Source organism: Streptomyces scabiei 87.22 (genome assembly GCF_000091305.1).
GTDB classification, from domain to species: Bacteria; Actinomycetota; Actinomycetes; order Streptomycetales; family Streptomycetaceae; genus Streptomyces; species Streptomyces scabiei.
This window is the reverse complement of record NC_013929.1, coordinates 9,279,906-9,298,537: the sequence shown is the minus strand read 5'-3', so window position 1 is coordinate 9,298,537 and position 18,632 is coordinate 9,279,906. Positions and strand designations below refer to the sequence as shown.

The following is an 18,632-nucleotide window of genomic DNA, read 5'->3' as shown; positions in this document are numbered from 1 at the left end:
GCCCACCGCCGCCGGGCGGGCGCGCCGGGTCCCCCGCCCGGCGGAACGCGTCACCTGCCCGGGGGCCGTCCGGGTGCGGACCGGGCGGGCGGCGCGTTGGCTCACCCTGAGGCAGCACGGGTCTCCCGATCCTCGGCGGCGCAAGGGACGTGCCGTCACCGTGCCGCTGGAGGGCAGACCATGCGTACGTCTCAGCTACTCCTCCGCTTCGGCCCGGCCGCGGCCGCCGCGGTGCTGCCGATCGCCCTGGCCACACCGGCGGCCGCCGCCGCCCCGACCGGCATCTCGGTGAGCACCACCGGATCGTCGGTCACCGTCACCACCGACGACTGCCCGAACAGCACCAACGGCACCTTCGGTACCGCCTCGCTGCTCTCCAGCGGGCAGGCGAACTTCTCCCAGGGGCGCCAGGCGACCCTCACCGGCACGAGCACCGATCAGGCCGCATCCTGGGCGAACGTGGGCCCGGGCACCTACACCGTGATCGCGGTGTGCAAGGACGGGACCACGGCGGGAACCCAGTCCGTCATCGTCACCGCCGCCACCCCCGCCATCTCCACCCCCGCCGTCTCCGCCCCGGCGTCGCCCGCACGGGGCGTCATGGGCGGCCTGGGCGGCGCGACCCGCGAGTACGGCACCGTCACCCTCGTCGGCGGCGGCGCGCTGGTGGCCCTGGGCACGGGCGCCACCGTCTGGTACCTGCGCCGCCGGGCCAAGCCACACCGCCTCTGACCGCCGGCCAGACGCGTGGGTCGGTAACGAGCAAGCGGCAGGGCCTTGCGGCCGCTTCTTCCCGGCCGGCGCGACCTCGAACAGCCCATTCCCCCCACGCATACCGTGATCACTCCCGCATGAACGGTCACGAGACGTGGGCGAGGGCGCCGGATGCATGTTCAGGCGGTCGCCTACCGGAGCCGGTGCGGCATGTTCCAGCCCTCCGCAAGTCTCGACGGGTGAACGTTGCGTCCCCCGCCGAAGAACTCGCAGAACTTCATGATCAACGGGTCCCAGCCGAGCGGGTCCACGTAGCGCGTTCCCGGGATGACCAAGGTCTGCTCGACATGGGCGCGAAGGATCTCGACCTCGAAGGCGGTGGCATGCCCGTCGGGGCCGCCGAAGGGATGAGCCGCGACGAGCCTGCATTCCAGCTGGACCGGGCATTCCGCAACCCGGGGGGCCCGGACCAGGTCCGATGCCTGCTCCGTCAGCCACGCGGTCGAGAACTTGTCCGGCTCGTATCGGTAGCCCTGCTTCTCCTTGTAGTCGGGCATGGCTGACTTTCCGGTGGTGAGCGCGATCCGGTCGACGGCATCGACCATCGCCGACGAGGGCAGATTGAGCACGCATTCACCTTCCCGCAGCAGGTTCGCAGCGGTCTGGGCGTCGTCGCCGAGACCGAGCATGCAGGACTGGTCCAGCCACCACGCTGAGGACATCGGCGCAAGGTTCGCTGTGCCGTCCTCGTTGAGTGAGCTGATCAGCACCACGGGCGTTCCGAAGTACAGGACCTTGAGCCCGGGGACGACATGCATGCGCGGTGCCTTTCGCGGAGTGTCGGACGGACAGGTCCGCGATCGGGAACACGAACCTCACTGACCCTCTCGCGAGCGAGACGCCAACACTGGCGGTAATACGACATCAGGTTTCGGCGAGCAGAGCGTCGCCCCATGACAGGCCCGGCGTTGATTACCGGGACACGCTCCTACACGCGCCCCGCGCCGTCTCCGTCGCCGTCAGCGACGGCTTCCGGCAAGGTCTCGAACTCCTCCAGCGCGTCGCTCAGCCACTGGGTCCAGAAGGTCTGCAGGTCGATGCCCGCCCGCAGGATCAGATGCTGCAGCCGGTCCTGGGTGGTGTCCCGGCCGGGCCCGAAGTCCCGCTTCTCGATCTCCTCGTACTCCGCCAACTGCCGCTGATGCAGCGCGAGATGGCGCCGCAGATCGTCCTGGAGGCCGGCCGTGCCGACCACAGCCGCCGCGCGCAGCCGGACGAAGAGCGCGTCACGCCAGGGCTTGGGGTCCTGGGGCGCGGCGGTCCAGCGGGCCAGTTCCGCGCGGCCCGCCGCCAGGACCTCGTAGCTCTTCTTCTGCCCTCGTGCGGGCCGTTCGGAGGGCAGGGCCCGGATGTGGCCCTCGCCCTCCAGCCGTCCCAGCTCACGGTAGATCTGCTGGTGCGTCGCCGACCAGAAGTAGCCGATCGACCGGTCGAACCGCCGGGTCAGCTCAAGGCCCGACGACGGCTTCTCGAGCAGGGCGGTGAGGATCGCGTGCGGGAGTGACATGGGCTCATCCTAGGAAGGCCCGGGGTGCACGACACTCCCGCGCACCCCGGGCAGGGGGCTACAGCGCCGCCGCGACCTCGGTCCCCTGGAGGATCGCCCGCTTGGCGTCCAGTTCGGCCGCCACGTCGGCACCGCCGACGAGGTGCGCGGAGCGCCCGGCCGCCACCAGGTCGTCGTACAGGTCGCGGCACGGGTCCTGACCGGTGCACAGGACGACCGTGTCGACCTCCAGCACCTGGGGGACGCCGTCGACGGTGACGTGCAGGCCGGCGTCGTCGATCAGGTCGTACCGGACGCCGGGGACCATGGTGACGCCTCGGTGCTTCAGCTCGGTGCGGTGGATCCAGCCGGTGGTCTTGCCGAGTCCGGCGCCGACCTTGGAGGTCTTGCGCTGGAGGAGGTGCACCGAGCGCGGCGGGGCGGGCCGCTCGGGGGCGACGAGGCCGCCGGGGGCCCGGTAGTCCATGTCGACGCCCCACTGCCGGAAGTACGCGGCCGGGTCCTCGCTCGTCTTCTCGCCGCCGTCGGTCAGGTACTCGGCGACGTCGAAGCCGATTCCGCCCGCGCCGAGGATCGCCACCCGGTCACCGACGGCGGCGCCGTCGCGCAGGACGTCGAGGTAGCCGACGACCTTGGGGTGGTCGACGCCGGGCAGTTCGGGCGTGCGGGGGGTGACCCCGGTGGCGACGACGACCTCGTCGTAGGCCGTGAGGTCGTCGGCGGCGACGCGGGTGCCCAGGCGTACGTCGACGCCGTGGGCGTCGAGCTGGTGGCGGAAGTAGCGCAGGGTCTCGTCGAACTCCTGCTTGCCGGGGACCTTGCGGGCCACGTTGAGCTGGCCGCCGATCTCGCTCGCGGCGTCGAACAGCGTGACGTCGTGGCCGCGTTCGGCAGCGCTCACGGCGCAGGCGAGGCCGGCCGGGCCCGCCCCGACGACGGCGACCCGCTTGCGCAGCCGGGTCGGGGAGAGCACCAGCTCCGTCTCGTGGCAGGCGCGCGGGTTGACCAGGCAGGAGGTGATCTTCCCGCCGAAGGTGTGGTCGAGGCAGGCCTGGTTGCAGCCGATGCAGGTGTTGATGGCCTCGGAGCGGCCCTCGCGGGCCTTGTTGACGAAGTCGGGGTCGGCGAGCATCGGGCGGGCCATGGACACCATGTCGGCGTGCCCGTCCGCGAGCAACTCCTCCGCCAGCTCGGGGGTGTTGATGCGGTTGGTGGTGACGAGCGGGACGGAGACCTCGCCCATCAGCTTCCTGGTCACCCAGGTGTACGCGCCCCGCGGCACCGAGGTGGCGATGGTGGGGATGCGGGCCTCGTGCCAGCCGATGCCCGTGTTGATGATGGTCGCCCCGGCCGCCTCGACGGCCTTCGCCAGCGTGACCACCTCCTCGAGGCTGGAGCCGCCGGGCACGAGGTCCAGCATCGACAGCCGGTAGACGACGATGAAGTCCTCGCCGACCGCCTCGCGCACCCGGCGCACGATCTCCACGGGGAAGCGCATCCGGTTCTCGTGGGAGCCGCCCCAGCGGTCGTCGCGGTGATTGGTCCCGGCGGCGATGAACTCGTTGATCAGATAGCCCTCGGAGCCCATGATCTCGACGCCGTCGTACCCGGCGCTGCGGGCGAGGCGGGCCGCGTTCGCGTAGTCGTCGATCGTCTGCTCGACCTCGGCGTCGGTGAGCGCGTGCGGGACGAACGGGCTGATCGGGGCCTGCAGGGCGCTCGGGGCGACCAGGTCGCGGTGGTAGGCGTACCGCCCGAAGTGCAGGATCTGCAGCGCGATCCGGCCGCCTTCGCGGTGGACGGCGTCGGTGATCAGGCGGTGCTCGTCCGCCTCGGCGTCGGTGGTGAGCTTGGCGCCGCCCTCGAGAGGCCGGCCGGCCTCGTTGGGCGCGAACCCGCCGGTGACGATGAGCCCCACTCCCCCGCGGGCCCGGGCCGCGTAGAACTCGGCCATGCGCTCGAATCCGCGTTCGGCCTCCTCCAGTCCCACGTGCATGGAGCCCATGAGGACCCGGTTGGGGAGCGTGGTGAAGCCCAGGTCGAGCGGGCTCAGCAGGTGCGGGTAACGGCTCATGAGGGGCCCTCCGTGCGTGGCGTCGTCAGCACGGTTGTAGACGACGCCACGCCTTTTATGCAACTAGTTGCACAACGGGTGAGGGCAAGGCCACATCCGACGCGGGGGCCCTGCAAGGTCCCGCACGGGAGCCCGGGCAGGGCCCTGCGGTGTCCGAGGGTGCGGCCCGCGGCACCTCAGGGCCGGGTGCCGAGCACCACGTGGGCGTACATCTCCCGCGAGACGGCGGTGTGCGCGCCGAGACCGGCCCGCTGGAACGCGTCGAGGGCGAGCGGCGCCTGGCGCTCGCTCGTCTCGACGAGCAGACAGCCGCCCGGGGCCAGCCACGCGGGTGCCTCGGCGGCGACCCTGCGCAGGACGTCGAGGCCGTCCGCGCCCCCGTCCAGGGCGACCAGGGGTTCGTGGTCACGGGCCTCGCCCGGCAGGAACGGGACCTCACCGGTCGGGACGTAGGGGACGTTCGCCGCGAGGATGTCGACGCGGCCCCGCAGGCGGTCGGGCAGCGCCGCGAAGAGGTCGCCCTCGTGGGCGTGGCCGTCGTGCGGGGCGATGTTGCGGCGGGCGCAGCGGACCGCCACCGGGTCGATGTCGGCGGCGTGGAGTTCGGCGCCGACGAGCCGCACGGCCAGTGCGGCGCCCACCGCGCCGGAGCCGCAGCACAGGTCGACGACGACCGAGGCGCCGGGGACGGCGGCGAGGGCCCGCTCGACGAGGAACTCGGTGCGGCGGCGGGGGACGAAGACGCCGGGTTCCACGGTGATGCGCAGACCCGCGAACTCGGCCCAGCCGAGGACGAGTTCGAGAGGAAGGCCGGCGACCCGGCGGTCGACCATGGCGGCGGCCTCGTCCGCGGTGCGGGCGGTGGCGAGGAGCAACTCCGCCTCGTCCTCGGCGAAGACGCAACCGGCGGCGCGCAGGGCCGTGACGACGGAGGAGATCGAGAGAAGTGGCATGACAGCCGAGAGCCTTTCGGTGGGCCGAAGGGCGCTCCCGCGGTGGCCTATCGGCGAGGCACCGCGCCGCGTTGGGGGGAGAGCACCCGACCTGACACAGCGGTAATGGGTCTCACCTCCTCGGTCCACGTGCTGACTGGCCCGGCAACCCTACCCCATGCCCGCGCCCGGGCCTTGAGGGCACGAACGCCACTCCGCACGCCCGCCGCGGCCGCGCTACACCCCCACCCGCTCCTCCCCCACGGCCGGCACCCTGGCCGCCATGAAGCGGGTGGTGCGGCGCAGGCGGAAGCCGAGGGACTCGTACAGGCGGATGGCGCCGGTGTTGGTCGCGGAGGTGTGGAGGAAGGGGGTCTCGCCGCGTTCGCGGATGCCGTGGGCGACGGCCAGGACGAGGCGGGTGGCGAGGCCCGCGCCGCGGAAGGCGGGGTCGGTGCAGACGGCGCTGATCTCGGTCCAGCCCGGCGGGTGCAGCCGCTCGCCGGCCATCGCGACCAGCGCGCCGCCGCGCCGGATGCCGAGATAGGTGCCCATCTCGACGGTGCGGGGCAGGAAGGGGCCCGGCTGGGTGCGTTCGACGAGGTCGAGCATCTCGGGCACGTCGGCGGCGCCGAGCGGCACGGCCTCGGCGTCCGGGGCCGCGGCGATCCCGTCGTCGACGAGCTGCACGCCCGCGAGATCGAAGGTCACCTCCCAGTCGGGCGGGAAGCCCCCGGTGTAGGCCGGGACCGGGACCTCGGCGCCGGGGCCGGCCAGTGCCGCGAGGTCGGCCCAGTCCTGCGCGTCCGGCGCGTCGGGGAGGGCCAGCCACGGCGACACGTCGAGGGGATAGCGCAGCACCCGGCCGCGCCGCTCGGCGAAGCGGGCGTGCGGTCCGGTGAGGGAGGCGAGGGCAGGGTTGTCCAGGACGTGCGGCACCGCACCCGCGCCCTGGCTGCCGCTCGTGTACTCGGACATGCGCTCTCCACTCTCTGATCTGTTCTGTTCGGTTCGGCTGAAGACGGCAAGGGAGATCGCCGAGCCGCTATTCCCGGGCCGCCGGAGAGTTCATACGGCCGCAACGATCGCCGCCTGCCCCCGGGCCCGAGCACCCGCCCCGGACACGTACGGTTGTATGACTCAGCATTCACCGTCGTCACGTGGGACCCCATGAACGTCACCCGAGGCTTCACCGGACGCCCCCGCGTCCACCATCCCGGACTGCCGCCCGGCCAGTACGACGCCGGCGACGACTGGCCCGTGCTGTCCGCCGAGGTCACCCCGGACCTCACGCCCGCCGACTGGACCTTCCGGATCGACGGCCTGGTGGCGGAGCCGCGCACCTGGGACTGGGACGAGGCACACGCGCTGCCCGCGTCGGCGTACGAGGGCGACATCCACTGCGTGACGAGCTGGTCGAAGTTCGGCGTGCGGTTCGCGGGCGTCTCGCTCGACGCGTTCCTGGACGCCGTCCGGCCCGACGCGTCCGCCACCCACGCGGTCGCGTACGCGCACAGCGGCTACACCACGAACCTCCCGCTCGCCGATCTCACCGGCGGACGCGCCTGGATCGCGTGGGAGTACGACGGCAAGCCGCTGCCCGCCGAGCACGGCGGCCCGGCACGGCTGCTGGTGCCGCACCTGTACTTCTGGAAGAGCGCCAAGTGGATCGCGGGCCTGCGGCTCCTCGACCACGACGAGCCCGGCTTCTGGGAGCAGAACGGCTATCACGCGCGGGGCAACCCGTGGGAGGAGCAGCGGTACTCCGGTGACTGAGACGACCACGGACACGCACACGCCGGCCGCCGCGCCGCCGGAGCCGGCCTTCGCTCCGCCCACCCGGTTCGCCGTGCCCGGCCGGATCGCCGTGAGCAACCGGGCCGCGTCCCTGTGGCAGCGGGCGACGCTCACGGAGGTCCGGCGCGAGACACCGGCCGCGGCCACGTTCCGGTTCGCGGTGCCCGGGTGGGAGGGGCATCTGCCGGGGCAGCACCTGATGCTGCGGCTGACCGCCGCCGACGGCTACACGGCGCAGCGCCACTACTCGCTGGCGTCACCGCCGGACGACAGCGGGCACATCGAGCTGACCCTGGACCACGTCGGGGGCGGCGAGGTCTCCGGGTGGTTCCACACCGAGGCCCGGCCCGGCGACGAGGTCGAGGTGCGGGGCCCGCTCAGCGGCTTCTTCGCCTGGCCCGGGGACCGGCCCGCGCTGCTGCTCGGCGCCGGTTCCGGTGTCGTACCGCTGATGTCGATGATCCGCCACCACCGGGCGCGCGGGCTCGACGTCCCGCTGCGGCTGCTGGTGTCCGCGCGCGGGCCCGAGGAGCTGATCTACGCGGCCGAGTACGGCGCGGAGACGACGGCGGTGTTCACCCGCCGGGCGCCCGAGGGGGTGCCGGTGGGGCGGCTGTCGGCGGCCCAGGTGGCGCCGCTGGTCGCCGAGCGCCCGGCGGGCGGGTGGGAGGCCTACGTGTGCGGCTCCAACGCGTTCGCCGAGCACGCCTCACGGCTGCTGGTCGAGGCCGGACAGCCCGTGGACCGCATCCGTATCGAACGGTTCGGCTGACCTTCGGGCGACCGGGTCCCTACCGCAGGGCCGGATCCCGTACCGCAGGGCCGGGACCCGCCCCCGCAGGGCCGCATCTCCATCATTTATGCCGCAAACCATGCCATCACGCTCTCTTTCGGGTACACCGGAAGTGCGGACCAGTCCAGACCGGGGTTCTCGTACACGAGGACCGGACCGGCGAGGGAGGGCGAGATGCGAGGCCAGGTGTTCGGGTGGCGCTGGCGGGCCAATCCGCTGCGCCGGCGCTCGGACGTCGTCGAGGCGTGGACCGTCCTGTGCGTGGTCCTGCTCCTCGCCCTCGGCGCCCCGGCGGCCGGGGTTCTGGTGGGCCGGTGGGCCCACGCGGACGCGCGGGCCCAGGCGACGGCCGAGCGGGCCTCGCTCGACCGGGTGAGTGCCGTGATCGTCGAGAAGGCCCCGGCCTCGGTGCCCTCGGCCCACGACGACAAGCAGCCCACGTACTGGGTCCGGGCACGCTGGACCGAGCCCGACGGCAGCTCCCGCACCGGCGAGGCACGGGTGCCTGCCGGCACCGGGCGGGGCGACCGCGCCGACGTCTGGCTGGACGACGCGGGCCGCAGCGTCCGGCCGCCCCCGACCGACACGGCCATCTGGCAGCACGCGCTCGCCATGGGTACCTGCGCCACCGGCGGCGTCGTCTGTGTCGTCCTGCTCGGGCACGTGGTCGTCCGCCGGGTCGCCATCCGGCATCGCCTGGCCGAATGGGAGCGGGAGTGGGCGCGGACGGGCCCCGACTGGGGCCACCACTGGGCGTGACGGCGGAACCCGGTACCGGGCAGGGGTGAGCACGCCGGGCCGTCGCGGGCCCGCAGAGACCCCCTTGGCGACCCGCGGCGCCCCACGTACGGTGTGATCATCCGCACCTCAGACTTACATAGGTGGTCCTTCATGGCCCTGTTCGACCTGCCGTTGGACGAGCTCCGTGGTTATCGAAGCGCTTCAACGGAGCCCGAGGACTTCGACGCCTTCTGGGCGAAGACACTCCAGGAGGCGCGCGAGCACGACCTCGACGCCCGCTTCGAGCCGGTCGAGACGCACCTGAGGACGGTCGAGGTGTACGACGTCACCTTCGCCGGGTTCGGCGGGCACCCCGTCAAGGGCTGGCTGGCCCTCCCGGCCGGAGACGGCGGACCGCTGCCCACCGTCGTGGAGTTCGTCGGTTACGGCGGCGGCCGCGGCCTGCCCCACACCCATCTCCTGTGGGCGTCGGCGGGCTACGCCCACTTCGTCATGGACACCCGGGGCCAGGGCAGCGCCTGGGGCGGGGGCGGGGACACCCCCGACCCGGTGGCCGGCGCCCCCGCCTTCCCCGGCTTCATGACCCGGGGCATCGACGCCCCCGAGAACTACTACTACCGCCGGGTCTACACCGACGCCGTCCGCGCGGTCGAGGCCGCCCGCTCGCATCCGCGGACCGACGCGGCGCGCACGGCCGTCGCCGGTTCCAGCCAGGGCGGCGGCATCTCCATCGCCGTCGGCGGACTCGTCCCCGACCTGGTCGCGGTAGCGCCCGACGTGCCCTTCCTGTGCGACTTCCCGCGCTCCACGACGATCACCGACCGCGACCCGTACCGCGAGATCGGCAAGTACCTCAAGACCCACCGCGGCCGTACCGAGCAGGTCGGGCGCACCCTGGCCTACTTCGACGGCGTGCACTTCGCCGCGCGTGGCCGCGCCGCCGCCCTGTTCTCGGCGGCCCTGGAGGACCAGACCTGCCCGCCGTCCACGGTCTTCGCGGCCTTCAACGCCTGGGCCGAGGCGAACAAGCGCATCGAGGTCTACGACTTCAACGACCACGAGGGCGGCGGCCCCTACCAGGAGGCGGTCAAGCTGCGCTGGCTGGCCTCCCACCTCTGAGGAAGGCGGACGGCATGGACACGGGGGAGGCGGCCCGGCGGTTCGTGGGCGTGTGGCAGCGGGCGTGGGCCGCGCACGACGTCGAGGCGATCCTGGAGTTGTACGCGACGGACTGCGTCCACCGGTCGATGCCGTTCCGGGAGCCGCACCGGGGCCGCGACGAACTCGCCGCATACCTGCGCTGGTCCTTCACCGGCGAGCGGGTGGACGACGTGCGCTTCTCGGACCCGGTGATCGGCCAGGACGGTGTGGCCGTCGCCGAGTTCCGGGTGCTGTCCGAGGCCGACCGGGAGCCGCAGACCCTCGCCGGCTGCGTCTTCGTCCGGTTCGACGCGGCCGGCCTGGCCGTGGAGACCCGGGACTACTGGCACCTGATCCCGACGCACACGGAGCCGTCCCGGCCGATGTTCCTGTCACGGACCCCGCGGGGCGGGTGAGGCTCCTTCCCGCCGCACGGGCAGAAGGGTGCCGCATCCCGACGCCGGGCGGGCCGTCGGTCCCGGAAGGGACGGGCCCGGCCGGCGCTTCCCTGGTCGCGTGCGGCCGTGTCCACAGCCGACCGTGGAGAAGATGCGGCAGGTGCGGTGGTTCCGCTCGCCGATGCAGCCGAGGTGCGGGGCGGCGAGCACGTTCGGCAGTGAGCGCCACCTGGCCGGCCCGTCCGGCGCTGCGGCACGCCCCGGCCGGTCACCCCTTGCGGGTGGCCACGACCATCCGGCAGCGCGGGCTGCCGTCGGTCCGCCGCCCGAACTCGGGCAGCGTGTACAACTCCACCTCGAACCCCGCGCGTTCCAGCTCCTCCCCTACGACGCCGAGCCGGAACGGCCGGTAGTACATGACGAACGGGGGCCGCCAGAGGGCGTTGCGCACCCGCATCGCCGTGTCGAAGCCCAGTGCCGCCCAGTACCAGGGCGAGCGGGGCGGGGCGGGCGCCGGCAGCGGGAACGCGAAGCGTCCGCCGGGCCGCAGCACGGCGTGCACCTCGGAGAACAGTCCCGGCAGCTCCCGCGGCAGGAAGTGCCCGAACGCGCCGAAGCTGACGGCCAGATCGAAGACAGGGGCGAAGGGCAGCGCCAGGGCGTCACCGCGCACCCAGGCCACACGCGTGGCGCCGGAACCGGGGCCGTTGCCCGAGTCGCCCGGTCGTTCGGCCCCGGCGGAGGCGACCCGGCGGCTGTCGGGACGGACGCTCGCGGAGTCCAGCCGCTCCCTCCCCACCGCCAGCATCCCCGCGCTGATGTCGACGCCGGTGACACTCTCCCGGCACACCTCGCGCAGCACCTCCATACCGGCTCCGGTGCCGCAGCAGAGGTCCAGGCCGTGGGCGAAGGGCCCCAGCGACGACAGGGCGGCCTCGACCGCCTCCAGGATCGAGTCGGGCGTACGGAACGGGGTCTCGTCGAACTTGGGCGCGAGCAGGTCGTAGCCGTGTTCGACGGAGGAGAGCGCCTGGACGGCGAGTTCGCGGAGGCTGGGGCCTTGCGGGGTGAACATCACGTCAGCTTAGGCCCTGGCTCGGGGCAGCGGCGGGCGGGCGCCGTCGCCTATGGTCCGTGCCATGACTCCGTTCCGCCCCGCCCCGACCTGGCTGGCCGACGCCGTCTTCTACCAGATCTATCCGCAGTCCTTCGCCGACTCCGACGGGGACGGCATCGGGGACTTCGCCGGCATCGCCGGACACCTCGACCATCTCTCCTGGCTGGGTGTCGACACCGTCTGGCTGAACCCCTGTTTCGTCTCGCCGTTCGGCGACGCCGGGTACGACGTCGCCGACTATCTGAACGTCGCCCCCCGCTACGGCTCGAACGACGACCTGGCGAGGCTCGTCGACGAGGCGGGCCGCCGGGGCATCCGGATCCTGCTCGACCTCGTGGCCGGCCACACCTCGGTCGACCACCCCTGGTTCCGCGCGTCCGCGGACGACCCGGACGACCACCGCTACATCTGGGCGCCCCGAGGCCGTCCCGAAGGCTTCGTGGCCTCCCCCGGCACCCGGCCCGGCGCCTACCTCCCGAACTTCTTCGACTCCCAGCCCGCCCTCAACTTCGGTTACGCGCGCGGGAATCCGGCCGAGCCCTGGCGGCTGCCGCCGGACACCGACGGCCCGCGCGCCAACCGTCACGCGCTCCGCACGATCATGGACCACTGGCTGGGCCTCGGCGTGGCCGGCTTCCGCGTCGACATGGCCGCCTCGCTCGTCAAGGACGACCCGGACCGGGCCGAGACCTCCCGCCTCTGGGCGGAACTGCGGCACTGGCTGGACGCCGCCCACCCGGACGCCGTGCTCCTCGCCGAGTGGGGCGAGCCGGAGGTGTCGGTCCCGGCCGGGTTCCACGCCGACTTCTTCCTCCACTTCGGGGGCCCCGCCGACGGCCTCGCCCTGCGCTCGCTGTGGAACAACGGCGAGGGCACGGTCCACGAGCACTGGGACCCGCTCGACTGCTTCTTCGACGCGAGCGGCCACGGCTCGCCGCGCCCCTTCGTCGAGGCATGGCGGCAGGCGTCCGCGGCGGTCGGCGGTGCGGGCTCGATCGCGCTGCCCACCGCCAACCACGACTTCTCCCGCCTCAACTGCGGCCCCCGCACGGCCGAACAGCTCCCCGCCGCCTTCGTCTTCCAGATGACCTGGCCGACGCTCCCGGCGATCTACTACGGCGACGAGATCGGCATGCGGTACGTCCCGGGCCTGCCCGACAAGGAGGGCAGCGTCCTCGGCCCCCGCTACAACCGCGCGGGCTCCCGTACGCCCATGCAGTGGGACGGCACCGCGAACGCGGGGTTCTCCACCGCCCGCGCCGACCGTCTCTACCTCCCCGTCGACCCCTCCCCCGGCCGCCCGGACGTCGCGGCCCAGCGCGCCGACGACACCTCGCTCCTGCATCTCGTGCGCCGCCTGATCGCCCTGCGCCGCCGCACCCCCGAGCTGGGCCCCGGCGGTGCGGTGGAGGTGCTGCACGCGGGGTACCCGTTCGTGTACGTCCGCGGCGGGCGCTACCTGGTGGTCGTCAACCCGCAGCAGCACACGGCGAGTTGCCCGTACGAGCCCGCCGTCCACCGGGCGCTGGAGGTGCTGGGGGTGGAGATCACGGACGGCACGATCACCGCCCGGGGCTTCGGCCACGGCGTCTTCGACTTGCGCGGTTGAACACCGGAGCGGCTGCCCGGTCCCCCGTTCCGGGCAGCCGCTCCCGCACACGGACGGCTACGGCACGGGTGTGCCGGCCGCCTCCGGTTCCTCGCCGTACGCGGTGAGGAACCGGTCGCGGAAGGAGTCCATGCGCCAGACCGGGGCGTCGGCACCGGGCCGCAGGCCGTCGGACCAGCCCCAGTCGTCGATCCGGTCGAGCACCTTGGGATCGTGGGCGACGACGGTGACCGGTACGTCGTGGCTCGCGCCGTCGCCGCTGACCCTCGCCATGGGCTGGTGGTCGCCCAGGAAGACCAGCACCGAGTTCTTGTCGCCGTACCTCTTCAGGTACTGCAGGAGGCTGTGCAGCGAGTACTGGACGGACCTGCCGTACTCCTCCTTCACCTTGACGGGGTCGGTGAACACGTCCGCCGGGTCCTTGCCCGCCTTCTCGACGGCCCGGTAGACCGAGCCGTCGCCCACCTCGTCCCAGCCGATCATCTTGGGCAGCGGTGCCCACGGCTGGTGACTGGAGGTCAGGATGATCTCCGCCATCAGCGGCTTGTCACGCTTCTTGGCGGCCTCCAGGCGTTCGAACGCGGTGAGGGCGTACTGGTCGGGCATGGTCGACCAGCTGAACTTCGGCCCCTGGTAGCCGACATCGCGGGAGTCGTAGACCTTGTCGAAGCCGTAGAAGTCGCCTTCCGGCCAGTTGTAGCGGACGCCGGGCACGACCCCGACCGTGCGCCAGGCGCCGGTCCTGCCGAAGGCTCCGGGCAGGGTGAGGCGGTCGCCGGCGGTGACCGTGCGGTAGCGGCTCTGGTTGTCGATCCACAGGCCGGTGAGGAACGTGGAGTGGCCGAGCCAACTGCTGCCGCCGTACGTCGCCGAGGTCAGCCAGCCGCTCTTCGCCGCGAACCCCGCCTCGGCCAGCGCCTTGCCCTCCCCGTCGAGGGCTCCGTTCACGCCGGGGGCGATGGCGGGGTCCTGCAGGGCGGCGCGCCCGTAGCTCTCGATGAAGGCGATCGTGACGTCCTTGCCGCGCAGCCCGGTCAGCAGCCGGTCGCCGGGCACGTCGGCGAACCGGTCCTTCTTGGCCTCCTCGGCGAACGCGGCCTCGTCCCGCAGTGTCTCCTGGACCCGGCCCCAGCGGTCCTGCACGAAGCCGATGGTGCTCCTGGAGGCGACCGCGGTGTTGTCGAGGGGTGTCAGGCCGAGCGCCGCACAGGTGATCCAGACGGTGCCGGCGACGACGATGCCCTTCGTCGCCCGTTCCCGGTCGCGGACGAGCAGCCTCGTGAGCCGCAGCACGGCCAGCGCCATGAAGGCGAACAGCAGCAGCACCAGCACCACCAGACCGAACACGGCCGCCCGGACGCCCGCGCCGCCGAGGGTGTCCCGCACGTAGGACTCGGCGTCGTCGAGCAGGCCCCAGTCGAGGACCACGTTGAACCCGCGGCCGAGGAACTGGTTGAAGCCGATGTCCAGCGCCTTCACGACCACCAGGGCGGCCAGACCCACCCCGATGACGACCGCCCCCGCCAGCCGCGGCCGGCGCGGCAGCACCAGCAGCAGGGCGGCGGCGAGGATCGGCTCCACGGGGATCCGCAGGAACTGCCGCGCCTCGAAGTACTCGGCCTTGCCCGGCATGAACAGCGCGAAGAACACCAGGGCGGCGGCCAGCGCGGTGACGGTCCAGGACGAACCGCGTGCCGCGCGCGGGTACTTCTCCCGCAACGCCGCGCGGTATCTCCGCCATCGACGCGCCGGGCGCCCGGACGACGGACCTCCGGTCGGACCGGACGACGACTCGGAAGAGGGTTCGGCCGTCGGGGCGGCCGTCGACGGCGCAACCGTTCCGTCCGTGCCGTCGGCGCCGTCCGTGTCGTCGGTGCCGGGTGAGGGGCTGGAGCGCGTGAAGAGGGACACGCGGCGTTCCTTCCGTGCGAAGACCGCTGGCGGTGCCCCCCTCTGTACGAGGTCCCCGGGAGATCGGTTCACCGGCCACGGGTAAGTCATCGGTAAGGAACTCCCCCACCATCGGCCACCGATGGTGGTACGGTTGTTCCGGCACGTGTGTATCGCCCCCTCCGGGGCGCCGGTGCCGCTCTCTCCCGAATCCCGGGATCTCTTCCGCTGAACCGCCCGTCGTCCTCCGACCGGCCGTCAGCCTCCCCGCACCACCCGTGACACACGGTCCGCCTCACACGAGCGGCCCCGAACGGCTCCGCCGTACCCCGGGTGTATGCCCCTCCCCCTTCTTCCACATTCTCCTGTCCTCGAAAGGACCCCCACTCATGACCACCACCACACTCGAACGCACGTCCACCGATCGGCAGCCTCCCGCCCGGGTCACCGGTGTCCTGGAGATCGCGCAGGGCGGGCAGGGACACCTGCGCGTCGACGGCTGCCTGCCCGACCCCGCCGACCCGCAGGTCCCCGCCGCACTGATCCGCCGGTACGGGCTGCGCAAGGGCGACACCGTCGAGGGCGTACGCGACGGCGGACGCGCCCTCACCGGCGTCGAACGGATCAACGGCCGTACGCCCCAGGAACTGGGCCGCCGCCCGCACTTCCACGACCTCACCCCGCTGCACCCGCGCGAGCGGCTGCGGCTCGAACACCCGGCGAGCGGCCTGACGGGCCGTCTGGTCGACCTCGTGGCACCCGTCGGCAAGGGTCAGCGGGGACTGATCGTCGCCCCGCCGAAGACCGGCAAGACGGTGCTGCTCCAGCAGGTGGCCGCCGCGATCGCCGCCAACCACCCGGAGGCCCGCCTCATGGTGGTGCTCCTCGACGAACGGCCCGAGGAGGTGACCGACATGCGGCGCTCCGTACGGGGCGAGGTGTACGCGTCGACGTTCGACCGGTCCCCCAGGCAGCACATCGCGCTCGCCGAACTCGTCGTGGAGCGCGCCAAGCGGCTCGTCGAACAGGGCGAGGACGTCGTGATCCTGCTGGACTCCCTGACGAGGCTGTGCCGGGCCCACAACAACGCGGCCGCCGCCGGTGGCCGCACGCTCAGCGGCGGCGTCGACGCCGCCGCCCTGCACGGACCCAAACGGCTGTTCGGCGCCGCCCGGCTGACCGAGGAGGCCGGATCCCTCACCGTCATCGCCACCGCCCTGGTGGAGACCGGGTCCCGCGCGGACGACTTCTTCTTCGAGGAGCTCAAGAGCACCGGCAACATGGAGCTCCGCCTCGACCGCGCGCTGGCCGACCGCCGTGTGTTCCCCGCCGTCGACATCACCCCCTCCGGCACCCGCCGGGAGGAACTCCTGCTGACACCGGCCGAGTTGACGGCCGTACGCGGACTGCGGCGGGCCCTGCGGTCACGCGAGGGACAGGCGAACCTCGAAACCCTGCTGGAGCGGCTGCGGGCCACCCCGGACAACGCGGCCTTCCTGCGGCAGGTGCAGCCCACGCTGCCGGCGGCCTGACCTACGGCATCCGGGTGCTGGATGCGGGCACACGGCCCTGGCATCCCGGACCGGGACCCGCCTCTTCCTACGTTTGCGGTATGACCATCGGATTCCCATCCCGAGTCCCCCGTCTCGCCCGCATCGCCGTCTGCTGCTCCGCCGTCTGCGCGCTCGGGGCCCTGGCCGGCGTGACGCACCCGGAAGGGGCCCCACGTCCGGCCGGGGCGGACCGGCCGGACGCCAAGGCCGGGCAGGAGCCGTCGCCGCTGTTCCGGCACGGGACCCAGGTACGGCCACGGTCCGGGGCTCCCCGGGTGCCGCAGGACCTCTCGGCGGTGTCCTGGCTGGTGGCGGACGCCGGCAGCGGCGAGGTACTGGCCGCGCACGACGCGCACCGCAGACTGCCGCCGGCGAGCACCCTGAAGACCCTCTTCGCCCTGACCGTGCTGCCGGGGCTGCCGGCCGGCCTGAGACACACCGTCAAGAGCGAGGAGCTCGCGGGCATCGGCGCCGGCAGCAGCCTGGTCGGCGTCAAGGAGAACAACACGTACACCGTCGCCGATCTGTGGCGCGGGGTCTTCCTCAGCTCCGGCAACGACGCCGTACGCGTGCTCGCCTCCCTCAACGGCGGCTGGAAGGCCACCACCGAGCAGATGCAGGCGAAGGCCCGCGCCCTGGGCGCCCGGGACACCCATGTCGTCTCGCCCGACGGCTACGACGCGCCCGGCCAGGTCTCCTCCGCGTACGACCTGGCGGTGTTCGGGCGGGCCGGGCTGCGCAACGCCGAGTTCGCCGGGTACTGCGCCACGGCCACCGCGACGTTCCCGGCGGGCGGCTGGTCGTACGGCATCCAGAACACCAACCGGCTGCTGACCGGCGCCGGGGTCGAGCCCTATCCCGGGCTGATCGGCGTCAAGAACGGCTACACGACCAACGCGGGCAACACCCTCGTCGCCGCCGCGAAGCGGGGCGGCCGCACCCTCGTGGTGACGGTGATGCGCCCGGAGTCGGGCGGTGGCCACGCCGTCTACGAGGAGGCGCGCTCCCTCCTCGACTGGGGGTTCCGGGCCGCCGGGCACGTCGACGCCGTGGGCTCGCTGCTGCCACCACGTCCGGCGGCCGCTCCTCAGGCCGGCCCCGAACCGCTGTCGGTGCGCGCGGAGGAGAAGGCGGTCACCTCGCCCGGCCTGCCGGTGGCGGGTGCGATCGCGGGTGCCGCCGGCTGCGGCGCGGCGGCCGTGGCACTGGTACTGCGGCTCCGACTGCGGCTCAGGCGCGGCCGGGCCGCCGACGGCTGACCGACCGGGAGCCGCAGCAGGAGTCCGAGCGTGATCCACACATAGGTGTGGGCGCCGAGGAACCCGCCTGGGCCGGAGGCGTCGTCGAACCAGAGCCATACGACGCTGCTGCACAGCACGGCCTACAGCGCGGCCGTGAGCGGCAGCAGTCTGCGGTGTCACAGCAGGACGGCGAAGGACGGCAGCAGCCAGACCAGATGGTGCACCCAGGTGACGGGGCTGACCAGACACGCGGTCAGCCCCGTCAGGGCGAACTCGGCCGGTGCCTTGACCAGGGCGGCGAGGGTGACGAGGGCGACGCCGATGAGGTACCAGCGGCCTCTGGCGAGCACCAGGCCGACCCCGAGCAGGCCCAGCATCAGCGCGTCGTTGTGGGCCCCGGCCACCAGGTGCAGCAGCACCAGCGGGTTGAGGGCGCCGAGCCAGAGGGCGACGGCCGGGTCGGCTCCGCTGTGCCGGGCGAGCCGGGGCAGCGCCACGGCCATCAGGACGACCCCGAGCAGCGCGATCAGCCGCATCCCAATGAGCCCCGCCGGTATCCGGCCCTCGGTCAGACCGGACAGCCCGGAGGCCGCGGCGAGGAAGACCGGGCCGTACGGGGTGGCCGTGTACCGCCACATCGGGGCGACCTCGTCGGCGAGCGGGCCGCCGAGCCGGGCGGGCCCGTGCAGATAGACGTCGATGTGCCCGTCGACCATGGCGCCCCGGGCGAGGTAGCTGTAGACGTCCCGGCTGAACAGTGGCGGCGCGAGCAGCAGGGGTGCCGCCCAGACGGCCAGCACCAGGAGCAGGGCGCGGGGCGTCGGGGGCTCCGGGCCGCGTATCACCTTCCCGAGCAGGGCCCAGGCGGCTATCAGCAGGACGACGCCGAAGTAGACACCGACCAGCCCCAGGGCGCCGCGCCCGGAGGTCGGCGACAGGAGCTCCCGGACCGGCAGGGCACCGGCGGTCTCACCTCCCAGGGCGAGAAAGGCGGATCCGGCCAGGCCGAGCGCCTGGCAGCGGCGTAGGTCGACGGGGAAAGCGATGGCCAACACTCGGTCAGCCT

At 73.0% G+C, this 18,632-nt stretch carries 16 protein-coding genes and 1 pseudogene; 9 read left to right on the top strand and 8 right to left on the bottom strand.

Annotated features, from left to right (window positions below; genetic code table 11):
• Positions 1-180: 180 nt before the first annotated feature.
• The gene (locus SCAB_RS40065) at positions 181-732 is read left to right on the top strand and encodes a hypothetical protein (RefSeq protein ID WP_013005767.1); all 552 of its coding nucleotides are present in this window, start codon (positions 181-183) and stop codon (positions 730-732) included.
• Positions 733-905: 173 nt separating this feature from the next.
• On the opposite strand, the gene SCAB_RS40060 is transcribed toward SCAB_RS40065, so the two are convergent.
• From SCAB_RS40060 to SCAB_RS40040, 5 genes are all read right to left on the bottom strand, one after another.
• Positions 906-1,532: a flavin reductase family protein gene (locus SCAB_RS40060; protein ID WP_013005766.1), complete on the bottom strand. Its 627-nt coding sequence runs from the start codon at positions 1,530-1,532 to the stop codon at positions 906-908.
• A 170-nt stretch (positions 1,533-1,702) separates the two neighbouring features.
• Positions 1,703-2,281: a PadR family transcriptional regulator gene (locus SCAB_RS40055; protein ID WP_013005765.1), complete on the bottom strand. Its 579-nt coding sequence runs from the start codon at positions 2,279-2,281 to the stop codon at positions 1,703-1,705.
• A gap of 58 nt (positions 2,282-2,339) precedes the next feature.
• Positions 2,340-4,355, bottom strand: a complete 2,016-nt coding sequence (locus SCAB_RS40050; protein WP_013005764.1) for an NADPH-dependent 2,4-dienoyl-CoA reductase — start codon at positions 4,353-4,355, stop codon at positions 2,340-2,342.
• Between the two features lie 176 nt (positions 4,356-4,531).
• The gene (locus SCAB_RS40045; RefSeq protein ID WP_013005763.1) at positions 4,532-5,308 is read right to left on the bottom strand and encodes a putative protein N(5)-glutamine methyltransferase; all 777 of its coding nucleotides are present in this window, start codon (positions 5,306-5,308) and stop codon (positions 4,532-4,534) included.
• A 216-nt stretch (positions 5,309-5,524) separates the two neighbouring features.
• Positions 5,525-6,265, bottom strand: a complete 741-nt coding sequence (locus SCAB_RS40040) for a GNAT family N-acetyltransferase (protein WP_013005762.1) — start codon at positions 6,263-6,265, stop codon at positions 5,525-5,527.
• A 192-nt stretch (positions 6,266-6,457) separates the two neighbouring features.
• On the opposite strand from SCAB_RS40040, the gene SCAB_RS40035 reads away from it, so the two are divergent.
• The 5 genes from SCAB_RS40035 (at position 6,458) to SCAB_RS40015 (ending at position 10,174) form a co-directional block, all read left to right on the top strand.
• Positions 6,458-7,063, top strand: a complete 606-nt coding sequence (locus SCAB_RS40035; RefSeq protein WP_013005761.1) for a sulfite oxidase-like oxidoreductase — start codon at positions 6,458-6,460, stop codon at positions 7,061-7,063.
• The gene (locus tag SCAB_RS40030; RefSeq protein WP_013005760.1) at positions 7,056-7,856 is read left to right on the top strand and encodes a ferredoxin reductase; all 801 of its coding nucleotides are present in this window, start codon (positions 7,056-7,058) and stop codon (positions 7,854-7,856) included. The genes SCAB_RS40035 and SCAB_RS40030 overlap by 8 nt, the downstream gene beginning before the upstream one ends.
• 195 nt (positions 7,857-8,051) lie before the next feature.
• On the top strand, positions 8,052-8,636 hold the full coding sequence (locus SCAB_RS40025; RefSeq protein ID WP_041670162.1) for an Rv1733c family protein: 585 nt from the start codon (positions 8,052-8,054) through the stop codon (positions 8,634-8,636).
• A 132-nt stretch (positions 8,637-8,768) separates the two neighbouring features.
• Positions 8,769-9,737, top strand: a complete 969-nt coding sequence (locus SCAB_RS40020) for an acetylxylan esterase (RefSeq protein WP_013005758.1) — start codon at positions 8,769-8,771, stop codon at positions 9,735-9,737.
• Between the two features lie 14 nt (positions 9,738-9,751).
• On the top strand, positions 9,752-10,174 hold the full coding sequence (locus tag SCAB_RS40015; RefSeq protein WP_013005757.1) for a nuclear transport factor 2 family protein: 423 nt from the start codon (positions 9,752-9,754) through the stop codon (positions 10,172-10,174).
• Positions 10,175-10,424: 250 nt separating this feature from the next.
• Here SCAB_RS40015 and SCAB_RS40010 read toward each other — a convergent pair whose 3' ends face one another.
• Entirely contained in the window at positions 10,425-11,231 is an 807-nt protein-coding gene (locus SCAB_RS40010) for a class I SAM-dependent methyltransferase (protein WP_041670160.1), read from the bottom strand.
• 64 nt (positions 11,232-11,295) lie between these two features.
• Between SCAB_RS40010 and SCAB_RS40005 the strand changes: the two genes are divergently transcribed.
• Positions 11,296-12,882, top strand: a complete 1,587-nt coding sequence (locus tag SCAB_RS40005) for an alpha-amylase family glycosyl hydrolase (RefSeq protein ID WP_041670158.1) — start codon at positions 11,296-11,298, stop codon at positions 12,880-12,882.
• 57 nt (positions 12,883-12,939) lie between these two features.
• On the opposite strand, the gene SCAB_RS40000 is transcribed toward SCAB_RS40005, so the two are convergent.
• Positions 12,940-14,793, bottom strand: a complete 1,854-nt coding sequence (locus SCAB_RS40000) for an alkaline phosphatase family protein (protein WP_013005754.1) — start codon at positions 14,791-14,793, stop codon at positions 12,940-12,942.
• Between the two features lie 368 nt (positions 14,794-15,161).
• Between SCAB_RS40000 and rho the strand changes: the two genes are divergently transcribed.
• Positions 15,162-16,304 (top strand): transcription termination factor Rho, encoded by a 1,143-nt coding sequence (gene rho, locus SCAB_RS39995; protein WP_013005753.1) that lies wholly within the window; start codon positions 15,162-15,164, stop codon positions 16,302-16,304.
• A gap of 80 nt (positions 16,305-16,384) precedes the next feature.
• Positions 16,385-17,584, top strand: a complete 1,200-nt coding sequence (locus tag SCAB_RS39990) for a D-alanyl-D-alanine carboxypeptidase family protein (protein WP_013005752.1) — start codon at positions 16,385-16,387, stop codon at positions 17,582-17,584.
• Between the two features lie 236 nt (positions 17,585-17,820).
• Here SCAB_RS39990 and mptB read toward each other — a convergent pair.
• Positions 17,821-18,612: pseudogene (mptB, locus tag SCAB_RS39985) on the bottom strand (polyprenol phosphomannose-dependent alpha 1,6 mannosyltransferase MptB); the annotation flags it as partial.
• Positions 18,613-18,632: the final 20 nt, after the last annotated feature.